The sequence below is a fragment of the Streptosporangium canum genome (assembly GCF_900113865.1).
Classification (GTDB): domain Bacteria; phylum Actinomycetota; class Actinomycetes; order Streptosporangiales; family Streptosporangiaceae; genus Streptosporangium; species Streptosporangium canum.
This window is the reverse complement of sequence record NZ_FOQY01000036.1, coordinates 1-25214: the sequence shown is the minus strand read 5'-3', so window position 1 is coordinate 25214 and position 25214 is coordinate 1. Positions and strand designations below refer to the sequence as shown.

At 72.6% G+C, this 25214-nt stretch carries 24 protein-coding genes; 8 read left to right on the top strand and 16 right to left on the bottom strand.

Annotated features, from left to right (window positions below):
* Positions 1–26: 26 nt before the first annotated feature.
* Positions 27–1463: an aldehyde dehydrogenase family protein gene (locus tag BM085_RS35175; protein WP_093891166.1), complete on the bottom strand. Its 1437-nt coding sequence runs from the start codon at positions 1461–1463 to the stop codon at positions 27–29.
* A gap of 52 nt (positions 1464–1515) precedes the next feature.
* Positions 1516–2793, bottom strand: coding sequence for an acyl-CoA dehydrogenase family protein (locus tag BM085_RS35170; protein ID WP_093891112.1), 1278 nt, complete (start codon positions 2791–2793; stop codon positions 1516–1518).
* Between the two features lie 237 nt (positions 2794–3030).
* Here BM085_RS35170 and BM085_RS35165 point away from each other — a divergent pair, with 237 nt between their 5' ends.
* Positions 3031–3852 (top strand): IclR family transcriptional regulator, encoded by an 822-nt coding sequence (locus BM085_RS35165; protein WP_093891111.1) that lies wholly within the window; start codon positions 3031–3033, stop codon positions 3850–3852.
* 49 nt (positions 3853–3901) lie between these two features.
* Here the strand turns inward: BM085_RS35165 and BM085_RS35160 are convergent, their stop codons facing one another.
* Positions 3902–4609, bottom strand: coding sequence for a hypothetical protein (locus tag BM085_RS35160; protein ID WP_093891110.1), 708 nt, complete (start codon positions 4607–4609; stop codon positions 3902–3904).
* A 141-nt stretch (positions 4610–4750) separates the two neighbouring features.
* Complete coding sequence (locus BM085_RS35155) at positions 4751–5383, bottom strand: thymidine kinase (protein ID WP_245789882.1); 633 nt, start codon at positions 5381–5383, stop codon at positions 4751–4753.
* A 224-nt stretch (positions 5384–5607) separates the two neighbouring features.
* On the opposite strand from BM085_RS35155, the gene BM085_RS35150 reads away from it, so the two are divergent.
* The 4 genes from BM085_RS35150 (at position 5608) to BM085_RS43735 (ending at position 10579) form a co-directional block, all read left to right on the top strand.
* Positions 5608–5994 (top strand): hypothetical protein, encoded by a 387-nt coding sequence (locus tag BM085_RS35150; RefSeq protein ID WP_148269736.1) that lies wholly within the window; start codon positions 5608–5610, stop codon positions 5992–5994.
* Positions 5995–6072: 78 nt separating this feature from the next.
* Positions 6073–8097 (top strand): hydantoinase/oxoprolinase family protein, encoded by a 2025-nt coding sequence (locus tag BM085_RS35145; protein WP_093891109.1) that lies wholly within the window; start codon positions 6073–6075, stop codon positions 8095–8097.
* Complete coding sequence (locus BM085_RS35140) at positions 8090–9964, top strand: hydantoinase B/oxoprolinase family protein (protein WP_093891108.1); 1875 nt, start codon at positions 8090–8092, stop codon at positions 9962–9964. Before BM085_RS35145 ends, BM085_RS35140 begins: the two co-directional genes overlap by 8 nt.
* A 168-nt stretch (positions 9965–10132) precedes the next feature.
* The gene (locus BM085_RS43735; RefSeq protein ID WP_143121195.1) at positions 10133–10579 is read left to right on the top strand and encodes a hypothetical protein; all 447 of its coding nucleotides are present in this window, start codon (positions 10133–10135) and stop codon (positions 10577–10579) included.
* A 160-nt stretch (positions 10580–10739) separates the two neighbouring features.
* On the opposite strand, the gene BM085_RS35130 is transcribed toward BM085_RS43735, so the two are convergent.
* The 3 genes from BM085_RS35130 to BM085_RS35120 all read right to left on the bottom strand — a co-directional run bounded on the left by BM085_RS35130 (position 10740) and on the right by BM085_RS35120 (position 13177).
* Positions 10740–11708: a hypothetical protein gene (locus BM085_RS35130; RefSeq protein WP_093891106.1), complete on the bottom strand. Its 969-nt coding sequence runs from the start codon at positions 11706–11708 to the stop codon at positions 10740–10742.
* 189 nt (positions 11709–11897) lie between these two features.
* The gene (locus tag BM085_RS35125) at positions 11898–12788 is read right to left on the bottom strand and encodes an ABC transporter ATP-binding protein (protein ID WP_093891105.1); all 891 of its coding nucleotides are present in this window, start codon (positions 12786–12788) and stop codon (positions 11898–11900) included.
* Positions 12785–13177: a GntR family transcriptional regulator gene (locus BM085_RS35120; RefSeq protein ID WP_093891164.1), complete on the bottom strand. Its 393-nt coding sequence runs from the start codon at positions 13175–13177 to the stop codon at positions 12785–12787. The genes BM085_RS35125 and BM085_RS35120 overlap by 4 nt, the downstream gene beginning before the upstream one ends.
* A gap of 253 nt (positions 13178–13430) precedes the next feature.
* Here BM085_RS35120 and BM085_RS35115 point away from each other — a divergent pair, with 253 nt between their 5' ends.
* Complete coding sequence (locus BM085_RS35115) at positions 13431–15452, top strand: hypothetical protein (protein ID WP_093891104.1); 2022 nt, start codon at positions 13431–13433, stop codon at positions 15450–15452.
* On the opposite strand, the gene BM085_RS35110 is transcribed toward BM085_RS35115, so the two are convergent.
* The gene (locus BM085_RS35110; protein ID WP_093891103.1) at positions 15449–16024 is read right to left on the bottom strand and encodes a uridine kinase family protein; all 576 of its coding nucleotides are present in this window, start codon (positions 16022–16024) and stop codon (positions 15449–15451) included. The two genes, BM085_RS35115 and BM085_RS35110, sit on opposite strands and share 4 nt — an antisense overlap.
* A 283-nt stretch (positions 16025–16307) precedes the next feature.
* Between BM085_RS35110 and BM085_RS35105 the strand changes: the two genes are divergently transcribed.
* Together BM085_RS35105 and BM085_RS35100 are read left to right on the top strand one after the other, a co-directional pair.
* Complete coding sequence (locus BM085_RS35105) at positions 16308–17465, top strand: CaiB/BaiF CoA transferase family protein (protein WP_093891102.1); 1158 nt, start codon at positions 16308–16310, stop codon at positions 17463–17465.
* Positions 17466–17505: 40 nt separating this feature from the next.
* Positions 17506–18999 carry a carboxyl transferase domain-containing protein gene (locus tag BM085_RS35100; RefSeq protein WP_093891163.1) on the top strand — a complete coding sequence of 498 codons (1494 nt, stop codon included), beginning with the start codon at positions 17506–17508 and terminating at the stop codon, positions 18997–18999.
* Positions 19000–19162: 163 nt separating this feature from the next.
* Here the strand turns inward: BM085_RS35100 and BM085_RS35095 are convergent, their stop codons facing one another.
* From BM085_RS35095 to BM085_RS35060, 8 genes are all read right to left on the bottom strand, one after another.
* Complete coding sequence (locus BM085_RS35095; protein ID WP_093891101.1) at positions 19163–20404, bottom strand: hypothetical protein; 1242 nt, start codon at positions 20402–20404, stop codon at positions 19163–19165.
* Positions 20401–20901 carry a SigE family RNA polymerase sigma factor gene (locus BM085_RS35090; RefSeq protein ID WP_093891100.1) on the bottom strand — a complete coding sequence of 167 codons (501 nt, stop codon included), beginning with the start codon at positions 20899–20901 and terminating at the stop codon, positions 20401–20403. The genes BM085_RS35095 and BM085_RS35090 overlap by 4 nt, the downstream gene beginning before the upstream one ends.
* A 56-nt stretch (positions 20902–20957) precedes the next feature.
* Positions 20958–21389 carry a hypothetical protein gene (locus BM085_RS35085; protein WP_093891099.1) on the bottom strand — a complete coding sequence of 144 codons (432 nt, stop codon included), beginning with the start codon at positions 21387–21389 and terminating at the stop codon, positions 20958–20960.
* Entirely contained in the window at positions 21386–21847 is a 462-nt protein-coding gene (locus BM085_RS35080; RefSeq protein WP_245789881.1) for a hypothetical protein, read from the bottom strand. The genes BM085_RS35085 and BM085_RS35080 overlap by 4 nt, the downstream gene beginning before the upstream one ends.
* A 9-nt stretch (positions 21848–21856) precedes the next feature.
* Positions 21857–22651, bottom strand: coding sequence for a carbon-nitrogen hydrolase family protein (locus tag BM085_RS35075; RefSeq protein ID WP_177245430.1), 795 nt, complete (start codon positions 22649–22651; stop codon positions 21857–21859).
* Positions 22648–23595 carry a DUF418 domain-containing protein gene (locus BM085_RS35070; protein ID WP_245789880.1) on the bottom strand — a complete coding sequence of 316 codons (948 nt, stop codon included), beginning with the start codon at positions 23593–23595 and terminating at the stop codon, positions 22648–22650. The genes BM085_RS35075 and BM085_RS35070 overlap by 4 nt, the downstream gene beginning before the upstream one ends.
* A gap of 152 nt (positions 23596–23747) precedes the next feature.
* Positions 23748–24587, bottom strand: coding sequence for an SWIM zinc finger family protein (locus BM085_RS35065; protein ID WP_093891095.1), 840 nt, complete (start codon positions 24585–24587; stop codon positions 23748–23750).
* A gap of 55 nt (positions 24588–24642) precedes the next feature.
* Positions 24643–25214 (bottom strand): DEAD/DEAH box helicase (locus BM085_RS35060; protein WP_143121194.1); only part of this gene is annotated, 572 nt, incomplete at its 5' end.

Sequence of the window (25214 nt, the reverse complement as noted above, 5' to 3'; positions counted from 1 at the left end):
GGCGGTGAGGCGGGCGGGTGGGCGCCTCACCGCTGTCTCCCGTGCAGGGAGAAGCCGCCCTCGACGCCGACCACCCGGGCGTTGGTGAAGAACCGGAGCGTTTCGCGGGTGCCCTCCTCGCCCAGGCCGGACAGGCCCCAGGCCGGGCGCGGGGTGAACAGGTGCAGGCTCATGACGCTGGAGCCGTTGACCTTCACCTCGCCCGCCCGCACCCGCCGCGCGACCGCGAGCGCCCGCTCCTCGTCCGCGCCCACGACGTAGCCCTCCAGCCCGTACGGCGTGGCGTTGGCCAGCGTCACCGCCTCCTCGACGGTGTCGTACGGGACGACCGCCGCGACCGGCCCGAAGACCTCCTCGGCGAGGTCGGTTCCGGTGATCAGTGTGGGCGCCAGGAAGTTGCCGGTCTCCGGCATGACGCCGTACGGCACGGCCCGGCCGCCCGCGGCGGCGACCGCCTCCCGCACCCGTCGCACGTGCGTGGAGTGGACCAGCGGGCCGAAGTCCGTGCCCTCCCGCAGCGGGTCCCCGGCGCGCAGCGCGGTCAGGCGCTCGCCGGTGGCCGCGACGAGCTCGTCGAGCCGGTCGCGGGGCACGAGGAGACGGCCCAGCGCCCGGCACCACTGGCCGTTGAGCGTGGTGAGCAGGTCCGCGGCGGCCCGTGCGGCGACCTCGACGGGGGCGTCGGGCAGGACCAGCAGCGGGTTGTTGCCGCCGAGCTCCAGCTGCGCGGGGCGGAAGCCGGTGACACACGCGGCGGCGACCGCCCGGCCCGCCACCGGCCCGCCGGTGAACGAGACCGCGCGGACGCGGGGGTCGCCGACCAGGTGCCCGCCCGTCCGGGGACCGCCCTGCACGAACTGGAACACGCCGGGCGGCAGCACCTCGTGCAGGACCTCGGCCAGTACCTGCGAGCCGTAGGGCGCGTACTCGCTCACCTTGAGGATCACCGGGCATCCGGCGGCGAGCGCGCTGGCGGTCTTGTGCGCGGCCATCGGGGCGGGGGCGTTCCACGGCACCAGGCACAGGGCCGGGCCCCGGGGGAGCCGGTGCACCTCGACGGCGCGGCCGTCCTCGCGGATCACCGTCGTGCGCAGCCCGCCCTCGCGAAGCTGCGCGGCGGCCAGCCGGAACGACCCGCCGACGATCGATCCCAGCGGGGTGGTCTGCCGGATCGGCACCCCGGTGGCGAAGGACTCCAGCGCGACGATCTCCGGGATCCGCCTGTCGAGCCCATCGGCCACGGCGTCGAGCAGGTCGGCGCGGCGTTCCGGTGCGGTCGCCGCCCACGGGGCCGCCACCCGCTCCGCCGCGGCGAGGGCCGCGGCGACCCGGCCGGGCGACGTCCCGCGTGCCCGGACGGCCGCCTCGCCGCTCGCGGGATCCTCCAGGTCGAAGCCGAGGTCCTCGGCGCAGGCGGACCACGCGCCGTCGACCAGGTCCCGGGACTCGGGGATGTCGATCACGGATTCCTCCCCGCCGGGCACCCGCTCGCCGGCCCGGCTGTGACGGCGCGGGTCATGCGCGGTCCGCGGTTGTGAACAGCTCGTTCTCCTTGGCCTCCGTTACCATCTGGGCGGCCTCCAGCCTGCCGCGTTCGGCGGGGAAGGTCATCACCAGACCCATCGCCAGGTCGCGGAGGGCGCGGCCGACGACGCCGCCCATCATGGCGCCGGAGGTGCCCGAGGCCTTGAACGCGCCGAGGGCGACCTGGAAGCAGGCTTCGGTGACCGCGCCCTTGCCCATCCGCCACTGCCGGTACACCTCGGGTTTGGGCCGGAGCGGTGGTTCGGAGGTCTCCAGGCGTAGCTGCCGGCGCAGCCACAGGTAGGCGGTCTCCAGTTGCACGGTCATGTCGCCGAAGAGCACCTGGTGCGTCGGGCCGGAGGCGATCGGCCGGCCGGTGTCGGCGAACGTCTTCCTGGTGAGCTCCTCGACGACGGCGTCGTAGACGTTCTGCGCGCAGCCGGTGTAAACGGCCGCGATGGCGAGCTGGTTGCCGACGAAGCTGCCCCGGCTCATCCGCAGCATGCGGGTGAACGCGCCGGGTATGGTCAGCGCCTCGTCGCCGGGGACGAACACCCCGTCGAGCCGGATGCCGTTGTTGGCCGTCGCCCGCATGCCGAGCCCGTCCCACGGGGCCCGGACGGAGACGCCGGGGGCCTCGCGCGGGACGAAGAACGTGGCCAGGCCCTCGGCGGTGTCGTGGCCCTCCAGCTTGGCGGTGGTCAGGTAGTGGTCGGCGACGCCGGTGGCGCAGCCGAACGACTTCTCGCCGTCCAGGATCCAGCCGCCGCCGGTACGGCGGGCGGTGGTGGCGATGGTGATGTTGGCGTTCGAGCTCTTGACCGACTCGGAGGCGAAGTTGGCCAGCCACGTGCCGGAGGCCATCCGGGTCAGCACCTTCTCGGCGAAGGCCCGCACGGCCGGGACCTCCTCGCCGGTGAACAGGCCCGCGTCGATCGCCTCCAGCGGCAGCAGCCCCCGGGAGGCGCTGGTGTTGTGGAAGAAGTAGGCGAGCGCCGTGGACGGGCAGGCGGTGCCCATCGCGAACGTGGCGGCGGCCAGGTCGCGCAGCGTGCCGCCGAGCCCCCCGTACCTCTCGGGCACCACCAGGCCGAGCAGCCCGGCCCCGCGCAGCAGCGCGACGTGCTCGACCGGGAAGCGGGCCTCCTCGTCGGCCCTGGCGGCGGCGGCGCGCAGCGCGGGCAGCACGGTCTCGACCCGGGCGGCACGGTCGCGCTCGGCGTCGGTCATGTCGTCGACGAGACGCTCGCCCGTCAGTTTGTCGGTCATGCGGCGTCCTTCCGGCAGAAGGATGTGGGGCGTGGCCGGCCCTGCCGCCGGGCCATGACCGCGGAAGGAGTCGGCGTCGGCCGCCACTGCTCTCCACTGTTTCATTGATGGAAACACTGTCACGCTGAAGGTAACGAGGCGCGATGGTGGTGTCAACGTGACGGCGTTTCCCTTGGGGAAATGCTTCGCCGTAGAGTGGATCCCTGCCGAGAAGTCTTCAGCGAACGAGGGGGCCAGGTGCCAGCCCAGGCCAAGACCAGTGCACGGGTGGTGGACGCCGCGGACGAGGGCGACGGCCAGAGCCGGTCCATCGCGGCCGTGGAGCGCGCCATGGACGTGCTCCTGCTCTTCGGCCGCAGCGCCCGCCCGGATCTGGGGGTGACCGAGATCGCCACCGAGCTCGGGCTCACCAAGGCGGCCGTGCACCGCATCCTGACCGCGCTGCGCAGCCGCGAGCTCATCGCGGCCGACCCCGTCACCAGGCGCTACTCCCTGGGGCACGCCGCGATCTCACTCGGCCGCGCCTACATGGCCCGCACCGACCTGCGCGCCATGGCGGGACCGGAGCTGCGCCGCCTGGCCGCCCACGCGGGGGAGACCGCGACCCTGTCCGTACGGCGCGGCGACACCCGCCTGTACGTGGAGCAGGTCGTCCCCGAGCAGGAGCTGAGGATGGAGGTCTCGCTCGGCATCCCCTACCCGCTGCACGCGGGCAGCTCCTCCAAGGTGATCCTGGCGTTCCTGCGGGAGGAGGAGATCGAGGGCTACCTGACCCGCCACAGGCTGGCGGCGCTCACCGCCAGGACCATCACCGACCAGGCGAAGCTCCGGGCCGAGCTGGCCGCGATCCGCCGCCGGGGGTACGCGACCTCCCTGGGCGAGCGCCAGGAGGGCGCCGCGTCGATCGCGGCGCCCGTGTTCGACCACGACGGCGGCCTGATCGCGGCGATCAGCGTCTCCGGGCCGAGCACCCGCTTCAAGTCGCACATGCAGCAGTCTGCGCCCCTGCTCGTCGAGGCGGCCGACCGCCTGTCGGCCCAGCTCGGCTACCACCGCTAGCCCGCCGGACGGCAGCCCGGCGCCGGTGGGCGGCCCTGCGGCGGCCCCGTCAGAGGACCGCCCCCGGCTTGAGCACGCCCAGCACTGCCGCCGTGAGCACGCTGCCCCAGATCACCCACACGTAGGGCAGGCAGCCGTCGACCGAGCCGCGCAGCGTCCGCTCCACCTCCGGGGTCGAACCCGACGCGGCCAGAGCCCCGAAGGCGGGGCCGAAGGGGCGCAGTCTGAGCCGGATGCCCAGCCCGGCCGCGATGGCCAGGGCGTAGAGCGCCAGCTTGGCCCCCAGCCAGCGGGGGTTGGTGTCCACCCCGAAGGGCCGGGAGGCGAGCAGCGTGTAGCCCGCCGCCAGTGCGATCACCGCGATCAGCGCGATCCTGATCGTCCAGTCGGCCCGCCGTGCCAGGGGAAACCTGCCGTGGGTGCGGTGGTCGGCCACGGTCAGCGCCAGCCAGACCAGGGCGAGGACCCAGACCGCCGCCACCGGCCACGGTGAGAGGAGCCGCGCGCCGAAGAGCTCGGCCCCGTGAGGTTCCAGCGCCATCAGCGTGACCCCGCTGGGCAGGAACAGCACCAGGCAGATCTTCGGCCCCAGGTCCAGCCCACTCATGATCTTCAGTGCGGTGGAGCGGGCCTCGGGGGACAGCGCCGGTCGCAGCACATACCTGCTGGAGTAGAAGACGCCCAGGTCTCCGCCCAGCCAGAAGACGAACAGTAGGAGGTGGAGCACGATCCACCAGCCATGAGGATGAGGTCCCACGCGCTTTCTCCGAAGGCTCGGGGATATTGGAAACGAAGTTACATCCTCCGAAACGTATGGCGAAAGGGCGGGCCGGGCGGGACGGCGGACGCCGCCGCCCGCCGCGCCGTTCGAAGCTCCCGCCGGGGACCGGGCGAGGGGTCAGCCGGTCAGGCCGAGGTCGCCGGCGCGGTGGTGGCGGCGGCACAGCACCTGGTAGCGGACCGGGGCGTCGCCGGTGTCGCCGATCATCACCTGCTCGCCGGTGCGCACCAGCCTGTCGCCGACCACGCGGGCGTTCAGCCGGCCGGGACGGCCGCACCAGCACAGCACCTCCACCTGGAGGCGGCTGATCTCGTCGGCCAGCTCGAACAGGCGCTGGGCGGCGGGGAACATCTGTGACCGGAAGTCCGAGGCCAGGCCGAAGGCGTAGACGTCGACGCCGAAGTGGTCGGTGAGGTCGGCGAGCTGCTCGATCTGGCCGACGGTGTAGAAGCACGCCTCGTCGCAGATCACGTAGTCGATGCGCTCGTGCTCGCGGACCAGGGCCACCAGGTCGAGGTCGTCGACGACCTCGATCGCCTCGCTGCCCAGACCTATCCGGCTGGTGACCTGGGGGCCGCCGGAGCGGTCGTGCTTGGTCAGCACCAGGCCGCGCCTGCCCTGACGGCGGTGGTTGTAGTTCATCTGCAGGGCCAGCGTGGACTTGCCGCAGTCCATCGGGCCGAAGTAGAAGCGCAGCACCCCGTCACGGGACCCGACGGGGACGGCGGAGAGCGCGGACAGTTCGGTCACGGGGGGTCAGCCTAGTGGGTCAGCTGTGAGTGTTTGGGCAGGCGGTGTCCTGGTAGAGGATGGTGGACCCCGCGTGACATAGCCTGACTTGGCTTGATTGTGAAAAGCGTGGGAGATTCGTGTTGGCCTATCGGAAAGAGGGAGAGTCTATGACGACTACCAAAACCCCTGCTCCAAACTCTGCCCCACCCCTCAACAAGATCCCTGCGGCTACGTCCCCGGCCATGCCGTCCGCGGCCGAGACGGCCGAGATGCCCGTCGCGCTCGCGGCGATGATGAGCGAGGACGAGGCCGTCGCCGCCCAGGCGGAGGCGGCCCGCTGGCGCTACGGGTTCTACGTCGTCGTCACGGGCCTGCTGGTCCTCCTGATCGCCTTCGTGGTGATCGCCCTGCGCAACGGCGAGTCCGCGGCCCCCTTCGCCGGCCTGGTCGGCGTCTCGGGCGCGATCATCGGCGCCTACTTCGGCGTGCAGGTCGGCCAGTCGGGCAAGGACCGGGTCGAGGCCGAGCTGCGCCGTACCAACGAGATGGCCATCCGGCTCGCCGCGAAGGTCCACGCGCACGACGCCGACGCGGTGATCGGCTCCACCATGGGTCCCCGGCGCCGCTAACAGTGCCCAAGGACGCGGCCCAGCTTCGGCAGGGTCCGCCGATTTGCCGGCTCCGCAGGACTGGGTAGACACGGGGGCATGCGTAGCGTCCGTATAGGTGTCGACACCGGGGGCACGTTCACCGACGTGGTCGCGGTGGACGAACAGACCGGTGAGATCACCACTACCAAGACTCCCTCCACACCCGCCAACCCCGCTGACGGGTTCATGGAGGGAGTGCGGAAGGTCCTGCGGAAGGCGGGCGTGGAGACCGTGTCGGCGGTCGTGCACGGCACCACCGTCGCGACCAACCAGCTCCTCGAGGACCGCATCGCCGATCTGGGCTTCGTCACCACCGAGGGCTTCGAGTTCATCCTGGAGATCGCCAGGCAGAGCGTCCCCGACGGCTACGGCAACTCCTACTTCTGGGTGAAACCGCCCCGGATCGTCCCCGTGCACCGGGTCAGGACCGTCGGCGGGCGCCTCGACCACACCGGGGCCGAGGTCCGGCCGTTCGACGAGGCCCAGGCCACGGCGGCGGCCCGGTGGTTCCGGGAGCGGGGGATCACCGCGATCGGCGTGTGCTTCCTGCACTCCTACGCCGACCCCGGGCACGAGCTCCGCATGCGCGAGGTCATCGAACGGGAGCACCCCGAGGCGGTCGTCTCGATCTCCAGCGACGTATTGCGCGAATACCGCGAGTACGAGCGGTCGGTGACGACCCTCGTGGACGCCGCCGTCAAGCCGACCATGCGCCGCTACATCGCCAACCTCGCCGACCGTCTCGGCATGCCGTTCTCGGTGATGAAGAGCAACGGCGGGGTGCTGTCCGCCGCGGAGGTCGTGCACCAGCCGATCACGACCGTGCTCTCCGGGCCGGCGGCGGGCGCGCTCGGCGCCGCGCTGATCGCCTCCACCGCCGGGCACCCGTCGGTCATCACGCTGGACGGCGGCGGCACCTCGACCGACGTCGCGGTGGTGGTCGACGGGGAGCCGTCGCTGACCACCGAGGGCAGCGTCGGCCGCTACCCGTGCAAGATCCCGATGATCGACATCGTGACCGTGGGCGCGGGTGGCGGGTCCGTCGCGTGGATCTCGCCGGAGGGCACGCTGAAGGTCGGCCCCACCTCGGCCGGAGCGGACCCCGGCCCGCTCTGCTACGGCCGCGGCGGCACCGAGGTCACCGTCACCGACGCGCACGTCTTCCTCGGGCGGGTCCCCCCGCACCTGCTCGGCGGGGAGATCCCGCTCGACGCGGACGCCGCCCGGCAGGGGATCGAGGCGCTGGCGGGGAAGGTCGGGCTGAGCCCCGAGCGGACCGCGGCCGGCATCCTGGAGATCAGCGCGTTCAACCAGTCCAACGCGATCCGCCAGATCACGGTGAAGCGCGGTCTGGACGTGCGCGACTTCCCGATGGTCGCCTTCGGTGGCTCGGGACCGCTGCTGGTCTGCCGGCTGATCGACATCCTCGGCCTGCCGTCGGTGATCGTCCCGCCCGACCCGGGGAACGTCTCGGCGTTCGGCCTGCTCACCGTGGACGTCAAGAACGACTACGTGCGCACCTTCGTCACCCGCGAGCTCGCCCTCGACGCCGCCGCCGAGATCTTCGGCGACCTGGAGGCCCAGGCGGCCGAGGCCCTCGACCGCGAGGGGTTCGCCGCCGACCGGCACGTCTACGCCCGCAGCGCCGACCTGCGCTACTACGGCCAGGCCTACGAGGTGCGGGTGCCCGCCCCGGCCGGGCCGCTGGACGAGGCCTGGCGCGCCGAGGTGCTGGACCGCTTCCACCAGGCGCACCGGAAGCTCTACGGGTACGGCTACCGCGACGACCCCCGGCACGGCGTCGAATGGGTCAACCTCCGCGTCTCCGGCATCGGCCCCATCACCCGTCCGGCCGTCGGGCGCAGGCCGTACGGCGCGGCGGGAGGCGGGCCGGCGGCGGCCCGGGAGGTCTTCTACGACGAGTGGGGGCCGGCGCCGATCCACCGCCGCGCCGACCTGACCGCCGGGTCGGTGCTCTCCGGCCCGGCCGTCATCGAGGAGTACGGCTCCACGCTGCCGCTCCACCCCGGCTTCACGGCCACCGTGGACGAGTTCGGGAACCTGGAGGTGCGCCGTGGCTGAGCGGGCGCGGAGGAAGGACGGTGAGCGGCCGGTGCACAGCGCGGACCCGGTGCTGGTGGAGATCGTGGAGGGCACGCTCGCGTCGGTGGAGAAGGAGGTCGAGACCGCCATCGCGCGCACGGCCCGCTCGCCGATGATCCGCGACGCGCACGACTTCCGGGCGGGCATCCACGACGTACGGCTGCGCAAGCTGACCGGCAGGTCCTACTCGGCGCTGGTCCAGCCCGTCGTCAGGGATTTCCCCGTCGCCGGGATGAACCCCGGCGACGTGTTCTTCCACAACGACGTCTACCTGTCCGAGGGCGGCATCGGGCACCTGCCCGACCTGTGCGTGACGGTCCCGGTCTTCCACGACGGCGCCGTGGTCGCCTTCGTGCAGGCGTTCGGGCACCACGACGACATCGGCGGAGCGGTCCCCGGGTCGATGCCCTCCCACGCGCGGAGCGTGTTCGAGGAGGGCCTGATGGTCCCGCCGATCAAGCTCTGGGACCGGGGCGTGCCCAACCGGGCGGCGCTCACGATCATGACGCGGAACTCGCGGATGCCCGACTCGCTCGCCGGAGACCTGGACGCCGAGTGCTCGGCCTGCCTGATGGGCGCGCGGCGGCTGGGGGAGCTGTTCGACCGCTACGGGCGCGAGGCGGTCGAGGACTGCTTCGACGCGATCATCTCCAAGACCACCGAGACGTTCCGCAGGGAGCTGCTGGCCAGGATCCCCGAGGGCACACACGTGTGGGAGGACTACGCCGAGCACGACGGCGTGGACGAGCCCCGCCTGCACACCCAGCGGATGACCCTCACCGTGGACCACTCCGCGCAGGTGCCGCTGGTCATCGACTTCACGGGCACGTCCCCGCAGGCCAAGGGGCCGATCAACCACGCGGGCGACTACGCGGACGGGGTGTTCCTGAAGAAGTGGCTCGCGCCGATCCTGCGCAACCTGGCCGAGACGCCGGAGCGGATGGCCGAGCTGGACGTCAACGAGGGCGTCGTCCCGCTGATCGAGATGAGGTTCCCGGAGAAGGGGACGCTGCTCACGCCGATCTTCCCGGCTCCCACGAACGCCCGGACGTTCGTGATCCTGCGGCTGCTGGGCGTCCTGGCGGGGGTGCTGGCCAAGGCGACCGGCGGCAGGATGCCCGCCGACCAGGAGACCATCCGCTACACCGGCGTCTACGGCGACGACGCCGGCGGCACGCCGTACCTGATGCGGGAGGTCCTGGGCGGGGGTTCCGGCGGCCGGTGGTACGCCGACGGAGAGGACACCATCCACGTCGTCCCCGACTCGCGCAACATCCCGGTCGAGTTCGCCGAGTCCCGCTGGCCGTTCCGGGTCGAGCGGCTCGGCCTGGCCCAGGACTCCGGCGGTCCCGGCCTCTACCGGGGCGGCCTCGGATACGACAAGCATCTGCGGATGCTGCGCGACGCCTCGTTCATGTCCATCGCCGACCGCTCGATCCTGTCCTGCTGGGGCGTGAACGGCGGCCGTGCCGGGCGGCCCTTCGTCGTGGAGATCGAGGGGCGGGAGATGGAGGGCCTGGTGGACGACTCGCCGGTCCGCGCGGGCGAGGTCATCCGGGTGCGCACCACCGGAGGCGGCGGCTGGGGCTCGCCGCTGGAGCGCGACCCCGCGCTGGTGGCCGCGGACGTCCGGGACGGCAAGGTCTCGGCCGAGGGAGCCCGCGACGACTACGGCGTCGTCCTGCACGGCTCCCGCGACGACCTCCGGGTCGACGCCGAGGCCACCGCGCTGCGCCGCGCGGAGCTGCGGGCGCTCCTGCCGGCCCGCGCGCCCTTCTTCGACCGGGGCCCCGGTTTCCCGTCCCTGTCGGGCGGCCTGCCGTACGCAGAGGTGGACTTCATGTGATGAATACATCACGCTAGGTGATTATCGCAGCTAGCGTGATCTGGCGTGAATCCCCCTCACTCCGCGTACGTCGACGAGTCGATGCGGGTGTCATCAGGCCTGTACCTGATGGCGGCTGTCCTGGTCCCTCCGACGTATGCGGAGACTTGCCGCACAGTTCTTCGCGGGTTGCTCCTGCGTAGGCAGCGCCGGCTCCATTGGCGAGACGAGAACGACAAGCGCCGCGTCCAGTTGATCGACGCCGTGGGTGCCCTTCGGCCCTGCGGCATCGTCATCGTCGGCACCGGTCTCGACCGCGCCCGCCAGGAACGCGCTCGCCGTAAATGCATGGAACGCCTGCTCTGGGAGCTCGGCCGACGCTATGTCGATGATGTCATCTTTGAGCGGCGGCATAGTGAGCTGGACATCCGCGACAGGGAGATGGTTGAAGCGTTGCGAGGCCGTCATGCGATGGCGCCCCAGCTCCGTGTTTCCTGGAAATCGCCGGAGGAGGAACCCTTGCTGTGGTTGCCGGACATTGTCGCCGGAGCTGCTTCGCTAGCCGAGGTGGGACAGGAGTCTTACTTGAAGGCTTTGGGGTGCGGCCTCGGCGTCGAGCGTTTCCCTGTGAATTGAGGGTCAACAGCGCGAAGCCCGGGCTTCCGTCGTCCGGCGGTCCACCCGGGCTCACTTCCTTTCCCCCCAGCAGGGGGCGGCACATCTAATGTACCCGTGCGTGTGCGCTCTGTCACTTGGATAGCGCGCTGCCGCTCGGATGACACGGACCCGGTCGGGCTCAGTTGCGGCGGCGGAGGGTGCGGGTGACGGCGAGACCGCCGAGGGCGAGGGCGCCGGTGAGCAGGATGCCGGTCTCGGTCCACTGGAAGCGCCAGAAGCGCTCGGGGGGATGGTGGTAAACGGCTTTACGGTAACCCTCGCCGATCAGGCATCCGTCCTTCAGCAGCTGGGCGCGCTCGGAGCGGGCGTCCACGCCGGGCGGCGGGGGGCAGACCCCGTCGGGCAGGGTGACGACCTCCTGGCCGGCGGGGGTGACCCACGCGTCGCGGACCAGGCTTCCGCCGCGGTCGTACAGGGCCGTCCAGCCGGTGGTGACGGTCCGTACCGGCTCGGCGTAGGAGTCCCGGGAGAAGAAGACGACGGGGATGGTCAGAGCGATCAACGCGACGGTCACCGCCATCGCCGCGAGAGTGCGCCGGAAGAGCGTTCCGGCGGCGGCGCCCAGCACGAACGCGAACAGCCACCAGGCGGCCGGGACGACCCCGGTGATCGTGAACGTGCCGGGCTCCAGCGTCTTGTCACCGACCGCGCCGTGGAACACCGGCAGCCACGCGCTGATCATCGCGGACAGGACCAGGGCGGCGACCACGACCATGCCGCCGAGGAGGCCGAGCTTGGCCAGGAGCCAGCGCCTGGGGGAGACCGACTGGGTCCAGGCCAGCGCGTTGGTCCCGCGCTCGAACTCGGCCGCCAGCAGGGGGGCGCCCCAGAACGTGCCCACCAGTGCGGACCCGACGAGGGGGAGCAGGCCGAAGACCATGAAGACCGGGTGGTAGTAGTCGTCGTAGATCGTCGAGTTCACGCCCGAGCAGGCGGCGGCCGGGCCCGGGCAGCCGGAGGGGGCGTGTTCGGAGATGTAGGCGGTCGCCCGCAGGCCGGAGACGAGCAGCAACAGGCCCAGGGCGAGCAGCAGGCCGCCGGTGACCAGGATCTGCGTGCGGTGCTGCCGCCAGGTCAGCCAGAGCAAGAGGGAAGTCCTTTCCGGGTGGTGTGTCCCGGTCGTTCCGGGTGATCCCGCATGGCCGGCCGTGTGAGCGGGGTGGTTCCGTGCGGTCGGCGGTGCGGGTCGGGTGGTTCCGTGCGGTCGGTCGTACGGGTCAGGTGGTTCCGTGTGGCCGGCCGTGCGAGCGGGGGTCCGTGCGGCCGGCCGGACGGGTCAGCGGGCGGAGGCCAGAGACGGCCGGGGGAGCGTCGCCTGGTCGGGGGCGCGGAGGTAGGCCAGGACCGTCTCCTCCAGGTTCACCGGGCGGGCGGTCCAGCGCGGGTCGAGCGGTGGCGTGGCGTCCCGGACGAGCAGGGTGGCCTGCCGCCCGGCCCCGCCCCGCGAGATGACCGGTAGCCGGGCGGCGAGCGCGTCGGCGGTCTCGGCGGGGCCGGTCAGCAGGCGGTGCCCGGCGACCAGCTCGTCGATGTCGCCGCTGACCTGGACCCGGCCCCCGTTGACCACGACCAGCCAGTCGCAGACCCCCTCCAACTCGGAGACGACGTGCGAGGAGAGCAGCACGGTCAGCCCCGTCTCCGCCACCGCCGCCATCAGGCCGCGCATCACGTCGTCGCGGGCCAGCGGATCGAGGTCGGCCAGCGGCTCGTCCAGCACCAGCAGGTCGGGACGCTTGGCCAGCGCGACGGTCAGCGCCACCTGCGTCCGCTGGCCGCCGGAGAGCCCGCCGACCCTCCGCTCCAGCGGGATGCCCAGCTCCGCCAGCCGCCGCCGGGCCGCGGCGTCGTCCCAGCGCGGGTTGAGCTCGCGCCCGAACCTCAGCATCTCCGCCACCCGGAACCCGGCGTAGAGGGGCTTGCTCTGCGCCAGGAACGCGATCCGCTCCATGCTCTCGCGGACCGGCCGGCCGAAGATCCGCACCTCGCCCGTGGTCGGGGCGAGCATGCCCACGGCCAGGTGGAGCAGGGTCGTCTTGCCCGCGCCGTTCGGTCCCACCAGTGCGGCGACCCGCCCGGACGGCACCGCCACCGAACAGTCGCGCAGCGCCCAGGTCCGCCGGTAGCGCCTGCCCAGGCCGGTGGCCTCCAACGCGGCCGGCGCGGTCACGCGATCTCCTCTCGGAACGTGTCGCCCAGGACCGTGGCGATCAGTGCCTGCATGTCCTCCTGGCCCAGGCCGGCCTGGCGGCCGTTGCGCACCCACTGGACCAGCTCGGCGCGTAGCCGCACGCGGTCGCTCATGGACGTCTCGCCCAGCGACCGCTCCACGAACGTGCCCAGTCCGGGCCGCCCGACGACCAGATCCTCCCGCTCCAGCTCCCGGTAGGCCTTCAGCACCGTGTTCGGATTGATCGTGAGCTGGGCCACGACCTCCTTGGCCGTCGGCAGCCGGTCGCCGGGCCGCAGCGCCCCGAGCCGGAGCGCGTGCCGGACCTGATGCACGAGCTGGAGGTATGTCGCCACCCCCGACCCCCGGTCGAGGTGGAATTCGATCACCGCCAACACCCTTTCACTAATGAAGTAGATAAATAATGAAGGCTGACGCCGCCGCACGTCAAGCCTCGCCGGTACGGTGCCGGCCCTGATCGCCGCCGCATCGGTCTCCGTGCGGCGGGGGCGGGGTCCTCAACGACGTCGGACGTCTGAGAAATGTGACGTTTTAGACCCTGTTCGCCGCTCCTCCATTGACGGGCACGCCTTCCTGAGGTCTGCTGCGGCTAGATCAAGTCGTGGTTCGAGGAGGAGGCGCATGCGCCTGCGCACAGTGGTGGCGGCTCTCGTACTGGCCGCGACGTCGGCGACGGCCGCACCCGTCTGGGCCGGCCCCGATTCCGCCGCAGGTCACGCGACCCCGGCCCCGTCGCCCCCCGGCGGCTGCGACCCGATCGCCGGCGCGGAGTGCCTGCTGCCGTTCCCCAACGACTGGTTCACCACGGGCGCGCGCACCCGCACCGGACTGCGGGTGAACCTCTCCGCCGAGGCCATGCCCCGCAACGCGGCGGGCGCCCCGATCGACCCGGCCCAGTGGAACGCGGCCGACGGCTTCTCCCCGGGCTCCATGCTCCTGGCACACTTACCCGGCGTCGATCTGACCAGGACCGGCGCCGCACCCGTCACCGACATCGGCTGGTCCCTGCGCCGCGACGCCCCCATCGTGATCGTCGACACCAGGACCGGGGAGCGCTGGCCGTACTGGGCGGAACTCGACGCGGGCGCCGCCGACCCCGCCCGGCAGGCGCTCGTCATCCGGCCGGCGAAGAACTTCCAGGAGGGCCACCGCTACGCCGTCGCCCTGCGCGGGCTGAAGAACGCCGCGGGCGAGGACCTGCCGGCTCCGGAGACCTTCACCAGGCTCCTGGCCGACGACCTCCCCGCCGGAGACCCGCTCGCCGGACGGCAGCACGCGCTCCACCGGACGCTCGGAGACCTGTCCAGGGCCGGGGTGGACGCCAGGGGACTCCAGCTGGCCTGGGACTTCACCGTGGCCAGCGAGCAGGGCATCGCCGGTCCCGTCCTGACCATGCGCGACCGGGCACTGCGCACGCTCAGGGGCCGCTCGCCGAAGTTCACCGTCACCTCCGTCACCGACCTCGCCCCCGAACAGGACCCCGACATCGCCCGCGAGGTCAGCGGCGAGATCCTGGTCCCGAACTACCTCGACAAGCCCGGCGGCCCGCCGGGCTCGAACCTCAACCGGGGGCCCGACGGGCTGCCGCGCCCGCTCGGCGACACGGTGAAGGCGCACTACCAGTGCGAGATCCCGCGCTCGGCGTTCAGGCGGCCCGCGCACCCCTCCCTGTACGGCCACGGCCTGCTCGGCAAGGCGACCGAGGTGCGTGCCCGCAACGTGCGGGCGATGGCGGGGGAGCACGGCTTCGTGTTCTGCGCCACCAAGTGGATCGGCATGTCCGACGAGGACGTCCAGCACGTGGCGAGCGTGTTCGGAGACCTCTCCCGGTTCGGCACGGTCACCGACCGGCTCCAGCAGAGCCTGCTGAACTTCGTCCTCCTCGGCCGGGCGATGATCACCCGGGACGGTTTCGCCGGCCACGCGGCCTTCCAGGACGGGCGGGGCAGGTCGCTGATCGACCTGCGGGCCGATCTCGCCTACGACGGCAACAGCCAGGGCGCCATCACGGGCGGCGCGCTGGTCGCCGTCTCTCCCGACGTGCGCAACGCCGTGCTCGGGGTGCCGGGGATGAACTACAGCACGCTGCTCAACCGCAGCGTGGACTTCCAGCCGTTCCAGCGGCTGATGGACGGCGCCTACCCCGACAGGCTGACCCAGCAGATCTGCTTCGCGCTGATGCAGATGCTCTGGGATCGCGCGGAGACGGACGGCTACGCCCAGCACCTGACCGACGATCCGCTGGCCGGCTCGCCCCGCCACCGCGTGCTGCTGCACGTCGCCTTCGGCGACCACCAGGTCTCCACGGTGACGGCCGAGGTGGAGGCCCGCACGGTCGGGGCCCGGATCCGTCAGCCGGCCCTCGCCGCCGGGCGCAGTCCCGACCTGGCGCCGTACTGGGGGCTCAGGTCCATGCCCCGCAGGCCGTACGCCGGCTCGGCGCTGGTCGTCTGGGACAGCGGCGCCCCCGCGCCCCCGGCGACCAACACCCCGCCGCTCGGCCCGGAGTACGGCCGCGACCCCCACGAGGACCCGCGTCACGACCCCGCCGCCCGCGTGCAGAAGGCCCACTTCCTCCGGGACGGCCTGGTGGTCGACGTCTGCGGCGACGCCCCCTGCGCGGCGGATCCGGTGGAGCCCTAGGTGAGCCTGACGAACTCGCCCGGCACCGCGGCGCCGTCGAGGAGGAGGTCGGCGCGGGCGCGGGTGCCGTCGACGGCGAACCACTCCTCCTCGGCGCGTGTCCAGTCCCGCCACTGCGCCGCGTAGGAGGCGCCGTCCCTGGCCAGGGCGCGGGCCAGCCGGAGCTCGCCGGGCACCTCCACCCAGACGGTGAGGGCGGCCGGGGTCGCGCGCCGGGCGGTGCTGACCCCTTCGAGGATCAGCGCCGGCGCGACCGGCACGTCCACCCAGTCGGTGAAGACGCCGCGGACCCAGTCGTAGCGCCGGTACCCGCCCGGCCTCCCCGCCGCCAGCGGGCCGAGCACCTGCTCCTCCACCTGCTCGAACCACGCCACGGGCGGCTCGTCCCACGGGACGGGGAAGTCGTCACTGTGGATCACCTGCGCGCCCAGCGCCGCCGCCAGCCGGCCGGCGAAGGTCGTCTTGCCCGACCCGCCCGGACCGTCCACCGCGACGACCCGGACCGGCCCGCACGACGGCGGCAGTTCCCGGATCGCGCCGGCGATTTCCCCGAAGGAGACGATGAGAGCCACCCCTTCATGCTGGCAGCATCCCGGGCACGGAGGCGCGCCGGCCTGGGCCGGACAGGCGTCCCGCCTCCGGAGAGGAAGGGGAGGGGCGGGATGGGCCGGCGGGCTCCGGCCCGGACACGGGCGCGACAGGCTGGAGACGGGAGGCTCCCGTTTGGGAGGATCCCCGCGTGCCGGACCTGGATGCGGAGCGGCGCGGGCCGCCTGGCAGGCTGGCCGACGTCGGGACTGATGCCTTTCCCGCTCCGATTCGACTAGGCTCGGCGACCACCACAGGAGGTTGATCATGCCCGGAGCACTCGGCGACATCGTCGTTCTCGACCTCTCTCGCGCGCTGGCGGGACCGCACGCCGCACAGATGCTCGGCGACCTGGGCGCCCGCGTGATCAAGGTGGAGCATCCCGGCGGGGGCGACGACTCCCGGGGCTGGGGGCCGCCGTTCGTCGGCCCCGACGGCGACATCTCCACCTACTTCCTCGCCGCCAACCGCAACAAGCAGTCGATCACCGTGGACCTCAAGTCCGCCGAGGGCAAGGCCCTGATCGAGCGCCTGGTGCGGCAGAGCGACGTGCTGATCGAGAACTTCCGCGCCGGGGTCCTCGACCGGCTGGGCTTCCCCGTCGAGTGGCTGCACGAGCTCAACCCGCGCCTGGTCGTCCTGTCGATCACCGGGTTCGGCCACGACGGTCCTGAGGGAGGGCGGCCAGGCTACGACCAGATCGCCCAGGGCGAGGCCGGGCTGATGAGCCTCACCGGGCCGTCCGCCGACGAGCCCTACCGGGTGGGGGCCTCGATCGCCGACCTGCTCGGCGGCATCCACGGCGCCTACGGCGTGGTCGCCGCCCTCTACGAGCGCGAGCGGACCGGCCGGGGCAAGGTCGTGCGGACCTCGCTGCTGGCCGCCGTGACCGGCGTGCACTCCTATCACGGCACGGCCTGGACGGTCGGCGGCCAGGTGCCCAGGGCCAACGGCAACCACCACGCCTCCATCGCCCCCTACGGCGCGTTCCACTGCGCCGACGGCATGATCCAGATTGCGGCGGCGAACGACGCGCAGTGGCGGAAGGTGGCCGCCCTGCTCGACATCGACCCCGGGATCCCGAGATACGCGACGAACCGGGAGAGGTTCGCGCACCGGGACGAGCTGATCGCCGACATGGAGCAGGCGCTCGCCAAGCACGACCGGGCCCACTGGCTGGCGGCGCTCGGCGAGATCGGCGTGCCCGCCGGGGCGATCCGGTCCATCGACGAGGTCTACGCCTGGGAGCAGACCCGCTCCCAGGGGTTGCTCGTCGAGGTGGACCACTCCGTGCTCGGCACCATCGAGCTGCCCGGCCCGCCGCTCCGCTTCGACGGTGAGCCCCCCGTCCGCCACGGCGCCCCGCCCACCCTGGGCCAGCACAACGACGAGATCCTGGCGTGGCTGGAGGAACGTGAACGATGAGAGCGCGTCCCACGCGGATCCCGCCGCGCGGGGGCAGGGGATGAGCCTCACCCGGCCCGACGCCCGCACGCTGATCGGCGCTGTTCTCGATCCGGGGACGTGGCGGTCGTGGGACGAGACGCCCGCCGATCCGGCCGCGCCGGGGTCGGACTACGCCGAGGAGCTGGCCAGGGCCCGGGCCAGGACCGGATACGACGAGTCGGTGATCTCCGGGGAGGGCCTGCTCGGCGGGCGCCGGGTCGCGGTCGTCGTCTGCGAGTTCTCCTTCATGGCCGGGTCGATCGGGGTGGCCGCCGCCGAGCGGCTGACCGCCGCGATCGAGCGGGCCACGGCCGAGGGGCTCCCGCTGCTGGCCGCCCCGGCCTCCGGGGGCACCCGGATGCAGGAGGGCGCGCTGGCCTTCGCCCAGATGGTGAAGATCACCGCCGCGGTGGTCGCGCACCGCGCAGCCGGCCTGCCGTACGTCGTCTATCTCCGCCACCCCACCACCGGCGGGGTCTTCGCCTCCTGGGGTTCGCTGGGGCATGTCACCGCCGCCGAGCCGGGCGCGCTGATCGGATTCCTCGGGCCGAGGGTGTTCGAGTCGCTGCACGGCTACCCCTTCCCGGAGGGCGTGCAGGTCTCCGAGAACCTCTTCGCCCACGGCCTGGTCGACGCGGTCGTCTCCGCCGAGGACGCGCGGCGCATCGCGATCCGGGCGCTCGCCGTCCTGTGCGCTCCGCGCGAGGGGCTGGAGAGCGGGCCCGAGCCGGACGAGCGCGTCCAGCCGATCGAGGCGTGGGACGCGATCAGCCGCTCACGCCGGGACGACCGCCCCGGCGTGCGGGCGCTGCTCAAGCTCGGCGCCTCCGACGTCACCCCGCTCAACGGCACCGGCGAGGGCGAGAACGACCCCGGCATGCTCCTCGCCCTGGCCCGCTTCGGCGCGGCCCCCGCCGTCGTGCTCGGCCAGGACCGCAGTCGCCGGCGCGTCGTGACCCCGCTGGGCCCGGCCGGGCTCCGGGTCGCGCGGCGGGGCATGCGCCTGGCCTCCGAGCTGGGCCTGCCGCTGGTCACCGTGGTCGACACCGCCGGGGCCGCGCTGTCCAAGGCGGCCGAGGAGGGCGGACTGGCCGCGGAGATCGCCCGCTCCCTGGCCGACCTGGTGGTGCTCGACGCCCCGACCGTCTGCCTGCTGCTCGGCGAGGGGGCCGGCGGCGCGGCCCTGGCGCTGCTCCCGGCTGACCGGGTGCTCTGCGCCCAGCACGCCTGGCTGTCCCCGCTGCCCCCGGAGGGGTCCTCGGCGCTGCTGTACCGGAGCGTGGACTTCGCCCCGGAGATCGCCGCCGCGCAGGGCGTGAAATCCACCGACCTGCGGCGCGACGGCATCGTGGACCGGATCATCCCGGAGCTGCCCGACGCCGCCTACGAGCCGGAGGCCTTCTGCCGCCGGGTGGCCGGCGCCCTCGAATACGAGATCGCCGGCCTGCTGAGGCGGGCCCCCGCGGACCGCCTCACCACCCGCCTGGCCCGCTACCGGCGGCTCGGCGTCTAGGGGGTGGCCGGCGAGGATCGCGTCGGCTCCCGGCTGCCTGTCGTGCCTTCTCCATCCGGCGGTGCGGGGGTCTGCCGCCCGGGTCCGGATGGCAGGACACGCCGAGGCGAACCCCACGGTGCCGACGGCGACGGCGGCCAGGGGCTGATCGGCCGATCGTCCGCTATCGGGTCCCGGTGAGCGGGACCCGAAGACCACCATGGCCGTTCTGGCCGGAGTCTCCGGGCGCGGGTGTGCGGGCTCCTCTGGGTCTCCGCTGGGGCACCTCATGCCGCCAGAGCTCGTCGCCGGCCGCGTCGAAGCCGACATATACGGCGCCGTCCCGGTTCGGGTCGGCTCCGGCGGGAAGTTCCCCCCCGAACAGGCGGATGCCCTGCTCCGGGAACGCGCCGATCGTGTCGGCGGACACCCGCTCGCCGCCGCGGAGCCGCAGCTCGACCCGGGCCGTCCCCGCGCCGGTGTAGCCGTACCAGAGGCTGTCCACCGCCTGCCCGGGACCGACCCAGACGGTGACCGGGGCCTTCATCTGCTCCAAGCCGGCGCCCAAGGTCGCGCGGGAGTCGCCGCCGACCAGCCCCGCCTGCATGCCGTCGCGCCAGAACACCAGGCAGTTGGCGGCGTGGAGGTGGGCGCTGATCCCGCCAGGCAGGGGGACACCCGCACCGGCGGGAGCGCGGTCCTTGTGACAGGCCGGTGTGATGACGTCGTCCAGCCGCTGGAGCGGCTTCCCGCGCTCGTCGGCGAAGACATAGCTGACGGCGGGAGGAGTGCCGAGGGAGTCGCCGGGGAACCGGACGGCCCAGACGGGCAACGGCATGCCCCGGCCGCGGATCACGGTGCCGGGGAAGCTCCGGTCACCGCCGACGGTCGCCTTGACCGCGTGGACGGACTCCTTGGCCGCGCCGAAGACGACGATCTCGGCGGGAAAGGGGACGCTGCCGGTCGTGCCGCCGATCCTCCCGGCCTCCTCCCCGTCCCAGTGCTCGACGGGTTTGCAGACGGAAACGGTGCCGCCCGCGTCCGTGACCTGCCGCGCCCCGCAGAAGCGCAGCGGGCCGGCTTCTTTCCCGCGGCTGTACCAGGCACGGATCGGGACGTCGGGGTAGTCCGGATGCGGGATCGCGAGCACCTCTCCGATGGGTGGATAGTCCCGCAGCTCCTTCTCGAACGACTGCCCGGCAGCGCTCACGGACGCCGCGGTCGTGTCACCTCCGTCTCCCGCCGGCAGGCCGGCGGCGAACCAGGCCGCCGCGGCCACCGCGGCCATGACGGGGACCGCGGCCCAGCGGCGCAGCCTCCTGCCGCGCGTACGGCGCCGCACGCCCAGCCAGGCGTCGGCAGCCGCGGTGTACGTGCCGGCGCGGGCGTCGAGCGCGGCGCGCAGGCGCTCTTCGAGATCGCTCATGATTCCTCCCGGAGGGCCCTGCCGAGGGCGGACAGGCCCCGGCTCGTGTGTGTCTTGACGGAGCCGGGGGAGACGCCCATCGCGTCGGCGATCTCCCGTTCGGACAGGTCCAGCCAGTAGCGCAGGATGAGGGCCTCACGCTGGCGGCGTGGGAGGCGGTCGACGGCGGACAGCAGCTCCCGGTGCTTCTCGGCGACGATGACCACGTGCTCGCTGCTGTGCGCGGCCGGTGGTGGGGCGAGCGGGCGCAGCCGTACCAGCCGCAGATGGCGCAGCCGGTTACGGGTCAGGTTGCACACGGTGGACCGCACGTAGGCGAGGGCCGCCCCGCCGTCGCGCAGCCGCGACCACCGTGTGTGGAGGCGGGCGAACGCCTCCTGGGCTATGTCCTCCGGGTCGTCGGCGCCGAGCAGTCCGGCCAGCCGCACCATCGACAGATGGTGCGCCGCGAACAGCTCGGCGAACGAGGGAGGTGTGGAGACGGAAAGGTCGATCACACTGTCGAGACACCTGCGGGGCCCGCCGGTTGACAGGTCCCGCCGGTTCACCCGCCCTAGGGCTCCGACCGCGAGGGGTCCATGGGGATCGGCAGGCGCTCGATCCGGAGGGAGAAGACCTCGTCACGGGGGACGACGACCTCGTAGGCGCCGTGGTCGACCATCCAGTAGCCCAGCGCCTCGGCTTTCATGCCGCTGTGCCCGGTGTAGGCGATGTGCAGGCTCTCCTCGCCGTTCTCCTCCGAGACGTCGAGGATGAGGCACGGCTCGCCGCCGAACGCGCCGACCGTGCGGACCAGCACCAGCCAGTCGAGCTCCTCGCGGGCGACCACCGTCCGCCAGTAGCCGGAGGCGGCCTCGAAGCCCTCCTGGGCCTCCTCGTTGAACAGCACGACCTCGTCGCCGCCGGGACCGAGCGCGGCCGCGTAGGTCCGCTCGGCGTAGTGGGCGACGAAGCCGGAGGCCACCGGCTCGATCTCGGGGCTCATGAGGCCGGCCTCCAGCTCAGTCCGTCGTAGAGGCCGAAGAGGCGCTCCTCGTCGGCGGTCACGTGGATGATCTCCGCTCCCGCCGGGATCGGCATCGGCGTGGTGTGGAACTGCGGTACGACGTGCTCGCGCGAGGTCGTGAAGCCGTTCCCGGCGAACGGCGGTGAATCGTTCCAGTCGCCGCCCATGTGCGGGCCGTACGGCACGACGTAGCTGTCCATGTCGCGGGCGAACCAGCGCATGAGATAGATCTCCGGGACCGTGCTCGTCAGCTCCGAGCCGTCGAAGCCCAGGTCGAGCCCGGCGAAGAGCTCGGCGGGGGTCGTCAGCCGGGCACAGTCCTGCACTCGGTAGACATATCCGGAGATCACCGTCCGCCTGCCGGCCAGATAGGGCACGAGCAGCCGGGGCGGAATGACCTTCTGCATCTGCGTTCTACGCCCAGGTGGCTCACTCACGGTCGCATTTTACGATCTGCCGAGAGGCAGTCGCCGGTGTTCCAGGCACGGTAGGGCATTCCGGGTGGCAATCGTGATCTGCGGGTCCAGCTCGCAGGTCCGCACGGCGGGCGCGGGACCCAGGTCGGAGCGGACCACGCCCATCGGATCGACCAGCATGCTCCGGCCGATCCCGAAGCCGTCGCGGGCCTCCGGGTTCGGCGCCTGGCCCACCGCGGCCACCCAGGTGGTGTTCTCGATCGCGCGGGCCCGGACCAGGGTGACCCAGTGCTCCTCCTTCATCGGGCCCGATCCCCACGCGGCGATCACCGCGAACAGGTCGGCCCCCTGGTCGACCAGGGCCCGGGTCAGCTCCGGGAACCGGATGTCGTAGCAGGTGACCAGGCCGATCCGGAGCCCGGCCAGCTCCACCACGACCGGGGCGCCGCCCGGCGCGACCAGCTCGGACTCGCGGGCGCCGAAGGAGTCGAACAGGTGGATCTTCCGGTAGGCGGCCTCGATCCCGCCTCCGGGGCCGATGGCCACCGCGGTGTTGTGGACCCGGTCCTCTCCCGGCTCGAACACTCCGGCGATCACGGCCAGGCCGTGGGCCTTGGCGGATTCGGCCAGGCCGGTGACGAAGGGACCGTCCAGCGGCTCGGCCAGGTCGGTGATCCGCCTGCCGTACCGGGTGAGCGTGGCCTCGGGGAAGATCGCCAGGTCGGCGCCGTCGGCGGCGGCCCGCTCCAGCGCCTGCCGGGCACTGCGCAGGTTGGCGGCGGGCTCCTCGGAGACCGGTATCTGGCACAGGGCGATGCGTGTCACGCGTTCGACCCTATCCGGCGGTTCGGCACCGGCTCCATCCATGTCAGGCGGCGCCACACCCATTCCAGCGGGCCGTACCTGAACCTGGCCAGCCACATCCGGCTGAGGACGACCTGGAGCGCCAGCACGCCGGTGGCCAGCAGCACCCCGGTGATCCGGGTCGGGTCCGCGGTGAGCAGCGGCAGCGCGAGCAGGATGACCGCGGTGCTGGCCAGGTAGTTCGTCAGCGCCATCCGGCCGAGCGGGGCCAGGACCGCCAGCAGCGCGCCGCGTGGCCGGGACCGCAGGAGCAGCAGCAGCCCGGTGCAGTAGGCCGCCGCGGCGGCCAGCCCGGCGGCCGGATAGGTGCCCCGGTAGAAGAGGCCGAAATCGTCGAGGGTGCGGATCCACAGGTAGCCGAGCCCCACCGCGAGCGCGGCGGTGACCACGAAGAAGGGGGGCAGCAGCCACTCGGGCGGCGGATACTCCATCACGGCCATGCCCAGCAGGAACAGTCCCGGGATGAGCTTCATCCCGCCCCCCTCGTGCACCGCCCAGGCGGTGACGGCCAGCCCCAGCACCGGCACCCCCGGCCGGGGGAGGAAGGAGGCGGGCAGCAGGACCAGCGCCCCGAAGATCGCGTACGGCAGGAGCACCTCACCCGGGTTCACGAGCTGGTGGACCAGGCCGAAGCACGCCAGCACCGCGAGCCTGCGCAGCAGCACCACCCGGGGGTGGTCCGTCCGCGCGGCCGCGGACCGCAGGAAGAGGACGAAGCTCAGGCCGAACAGGAACGAGAAGATCGGATAGAACCTGCTCTGCAGGAGGTTGTCGATCGCCCAGTCGACCGCGTTCCGGCCCGGGTCGCCGAGCTGCTCGCGGGTGTGCTGCCAGGTGTTGACCAGCATGATCCCGCACACCGCGAAGCCGCGGAGCGCGTCCAGCTCATGAAGCCTTCGGGTCACAGGGAATAGACGTACCATCACACAACGCACCCCGTACATCCAACCCTGCCAAAAGGTGCGTTCCCGGGGCTTCCGGGTGGGGGCGGATCACGGCACCATCCGGACAGGCTCGTGACGGGTCGCTCCCGGCTCTGAGCGGCCGGCGCGACGGCTCAGGCGTCGTCGTGCTCGGCGAGTGCCTGGTAGGCGGGCCGGAGGAGGTCCAGGATCGGGGTCCGCCTCGCCGTGACCGGCGGCGGGTCGAGGGTGCGCAACAGCAGGTCGGGCGGGGTGACGGGCAGTGCCGTACGGTCTCGCAGGCGGGCGGGGGAGACGCCGGGCGCGTAGAAGTCCGCCAGCCGTTCGGCGAACGGCGCGTCGGTCACGTCGAACAGCCCCGGCCGGGCCGGCTCCTCCCCGCCGGAGCCGCCTGTCTCGCGGAGGGCGCCGAGCAGGACGTCCTTGGCCATGCCCCGCCAGGCCAGCACCAGGAACGGGTCGTCGTCGAACGCCTCGGCCAGCACGTACAGCACAGCCGACAGGTGCTTGCAGGGGAAGCCCCAGTCAGGACACGAGCAGTCCATGCCCAGGTCGCGCTCGGTGGGGAAGAGCGGAAGGCGGCACCGGCGGAAGACATCCTCGATCTCCGCCGGCATCTCCCCGGCGAGCAGTTTCGCGCGGTAGAGGGCCTGCGCGGCCAGCGCCCCGGTGAGAGCCCGCCACTGCTCCGCGTCGTAGGCCGTGATCTTGACCCCGACCTTGTAAGGAGTCCTCCTCGATCCCTGGACCCGGGCCTTGACCAGGCCGGGGGCGAGCTCCAGGTCGAGGACCTGGCCGGATCGCGCGTACGAACGCCCCCGGCTGAGCCTTCCGCTGTCGCAGACGCGCTCAAGGATGTCGATGAACCGGCGCGACCACCACTGCTCGCCGATCGAGCCCCGCTTGCTGCGCACCCGGATGCCGCCTTCGACCCGGATCGGCCGGGCGGCCTCGAACCAGCCGGTGCCGCTCATGCCCTCTCCTCGCCCGGTGGCTCGGAGGCAGGCGCGCGGAACGCCCCCCGCCCGCTCACGAGACGGCCTCCGGGCCGAGGCTGAACAGCTCGCGCAGGTGCTCGGTGGACAGGTTCGTGATCCAGTCCTCGCCGGCGCCGACCACGCTGTCGGCGAGTGCCTTCTTGCGTTCGATCATCTCGTCGATCCGTTCTTCCAGGGTGTCCACGCAGATGAACTTGCGGACCTGGACGTTCCTGCTCTGGCCGATCCGGAAGGCCCGGTCGGTGGCCTGGTTCTCCACCGCCGGGTTCCACCACCGGTCCACGTGGATCACGTGGTTGGCGGCGGTCAGGTTGAGGCCGGTGCCGGCCGCTTTCAGCGACAGCAGCAACAGCATCGGCTCGTCGTCGTGCTGGAAGCGCTCGACCAGTTCCTCGCGCCGGTTCTTGGGCAGTCCGCCGTGCAGCCACAGCACCGGCCGGTCCAGGTGGGCGGTCAGGTAGGGCTGCAGGAGGGAGCCGAACTCGGTGTACTGGGTGAAGACCAGGGCCTTGTCGCCCTCCTCGACGATCTCCTCGGCCAGTTCCTCCAGGCGGGCCAGCTTCCCCGACCGGCCGGCCAGCCGCGAGCCGTCCTTGAGCAGGT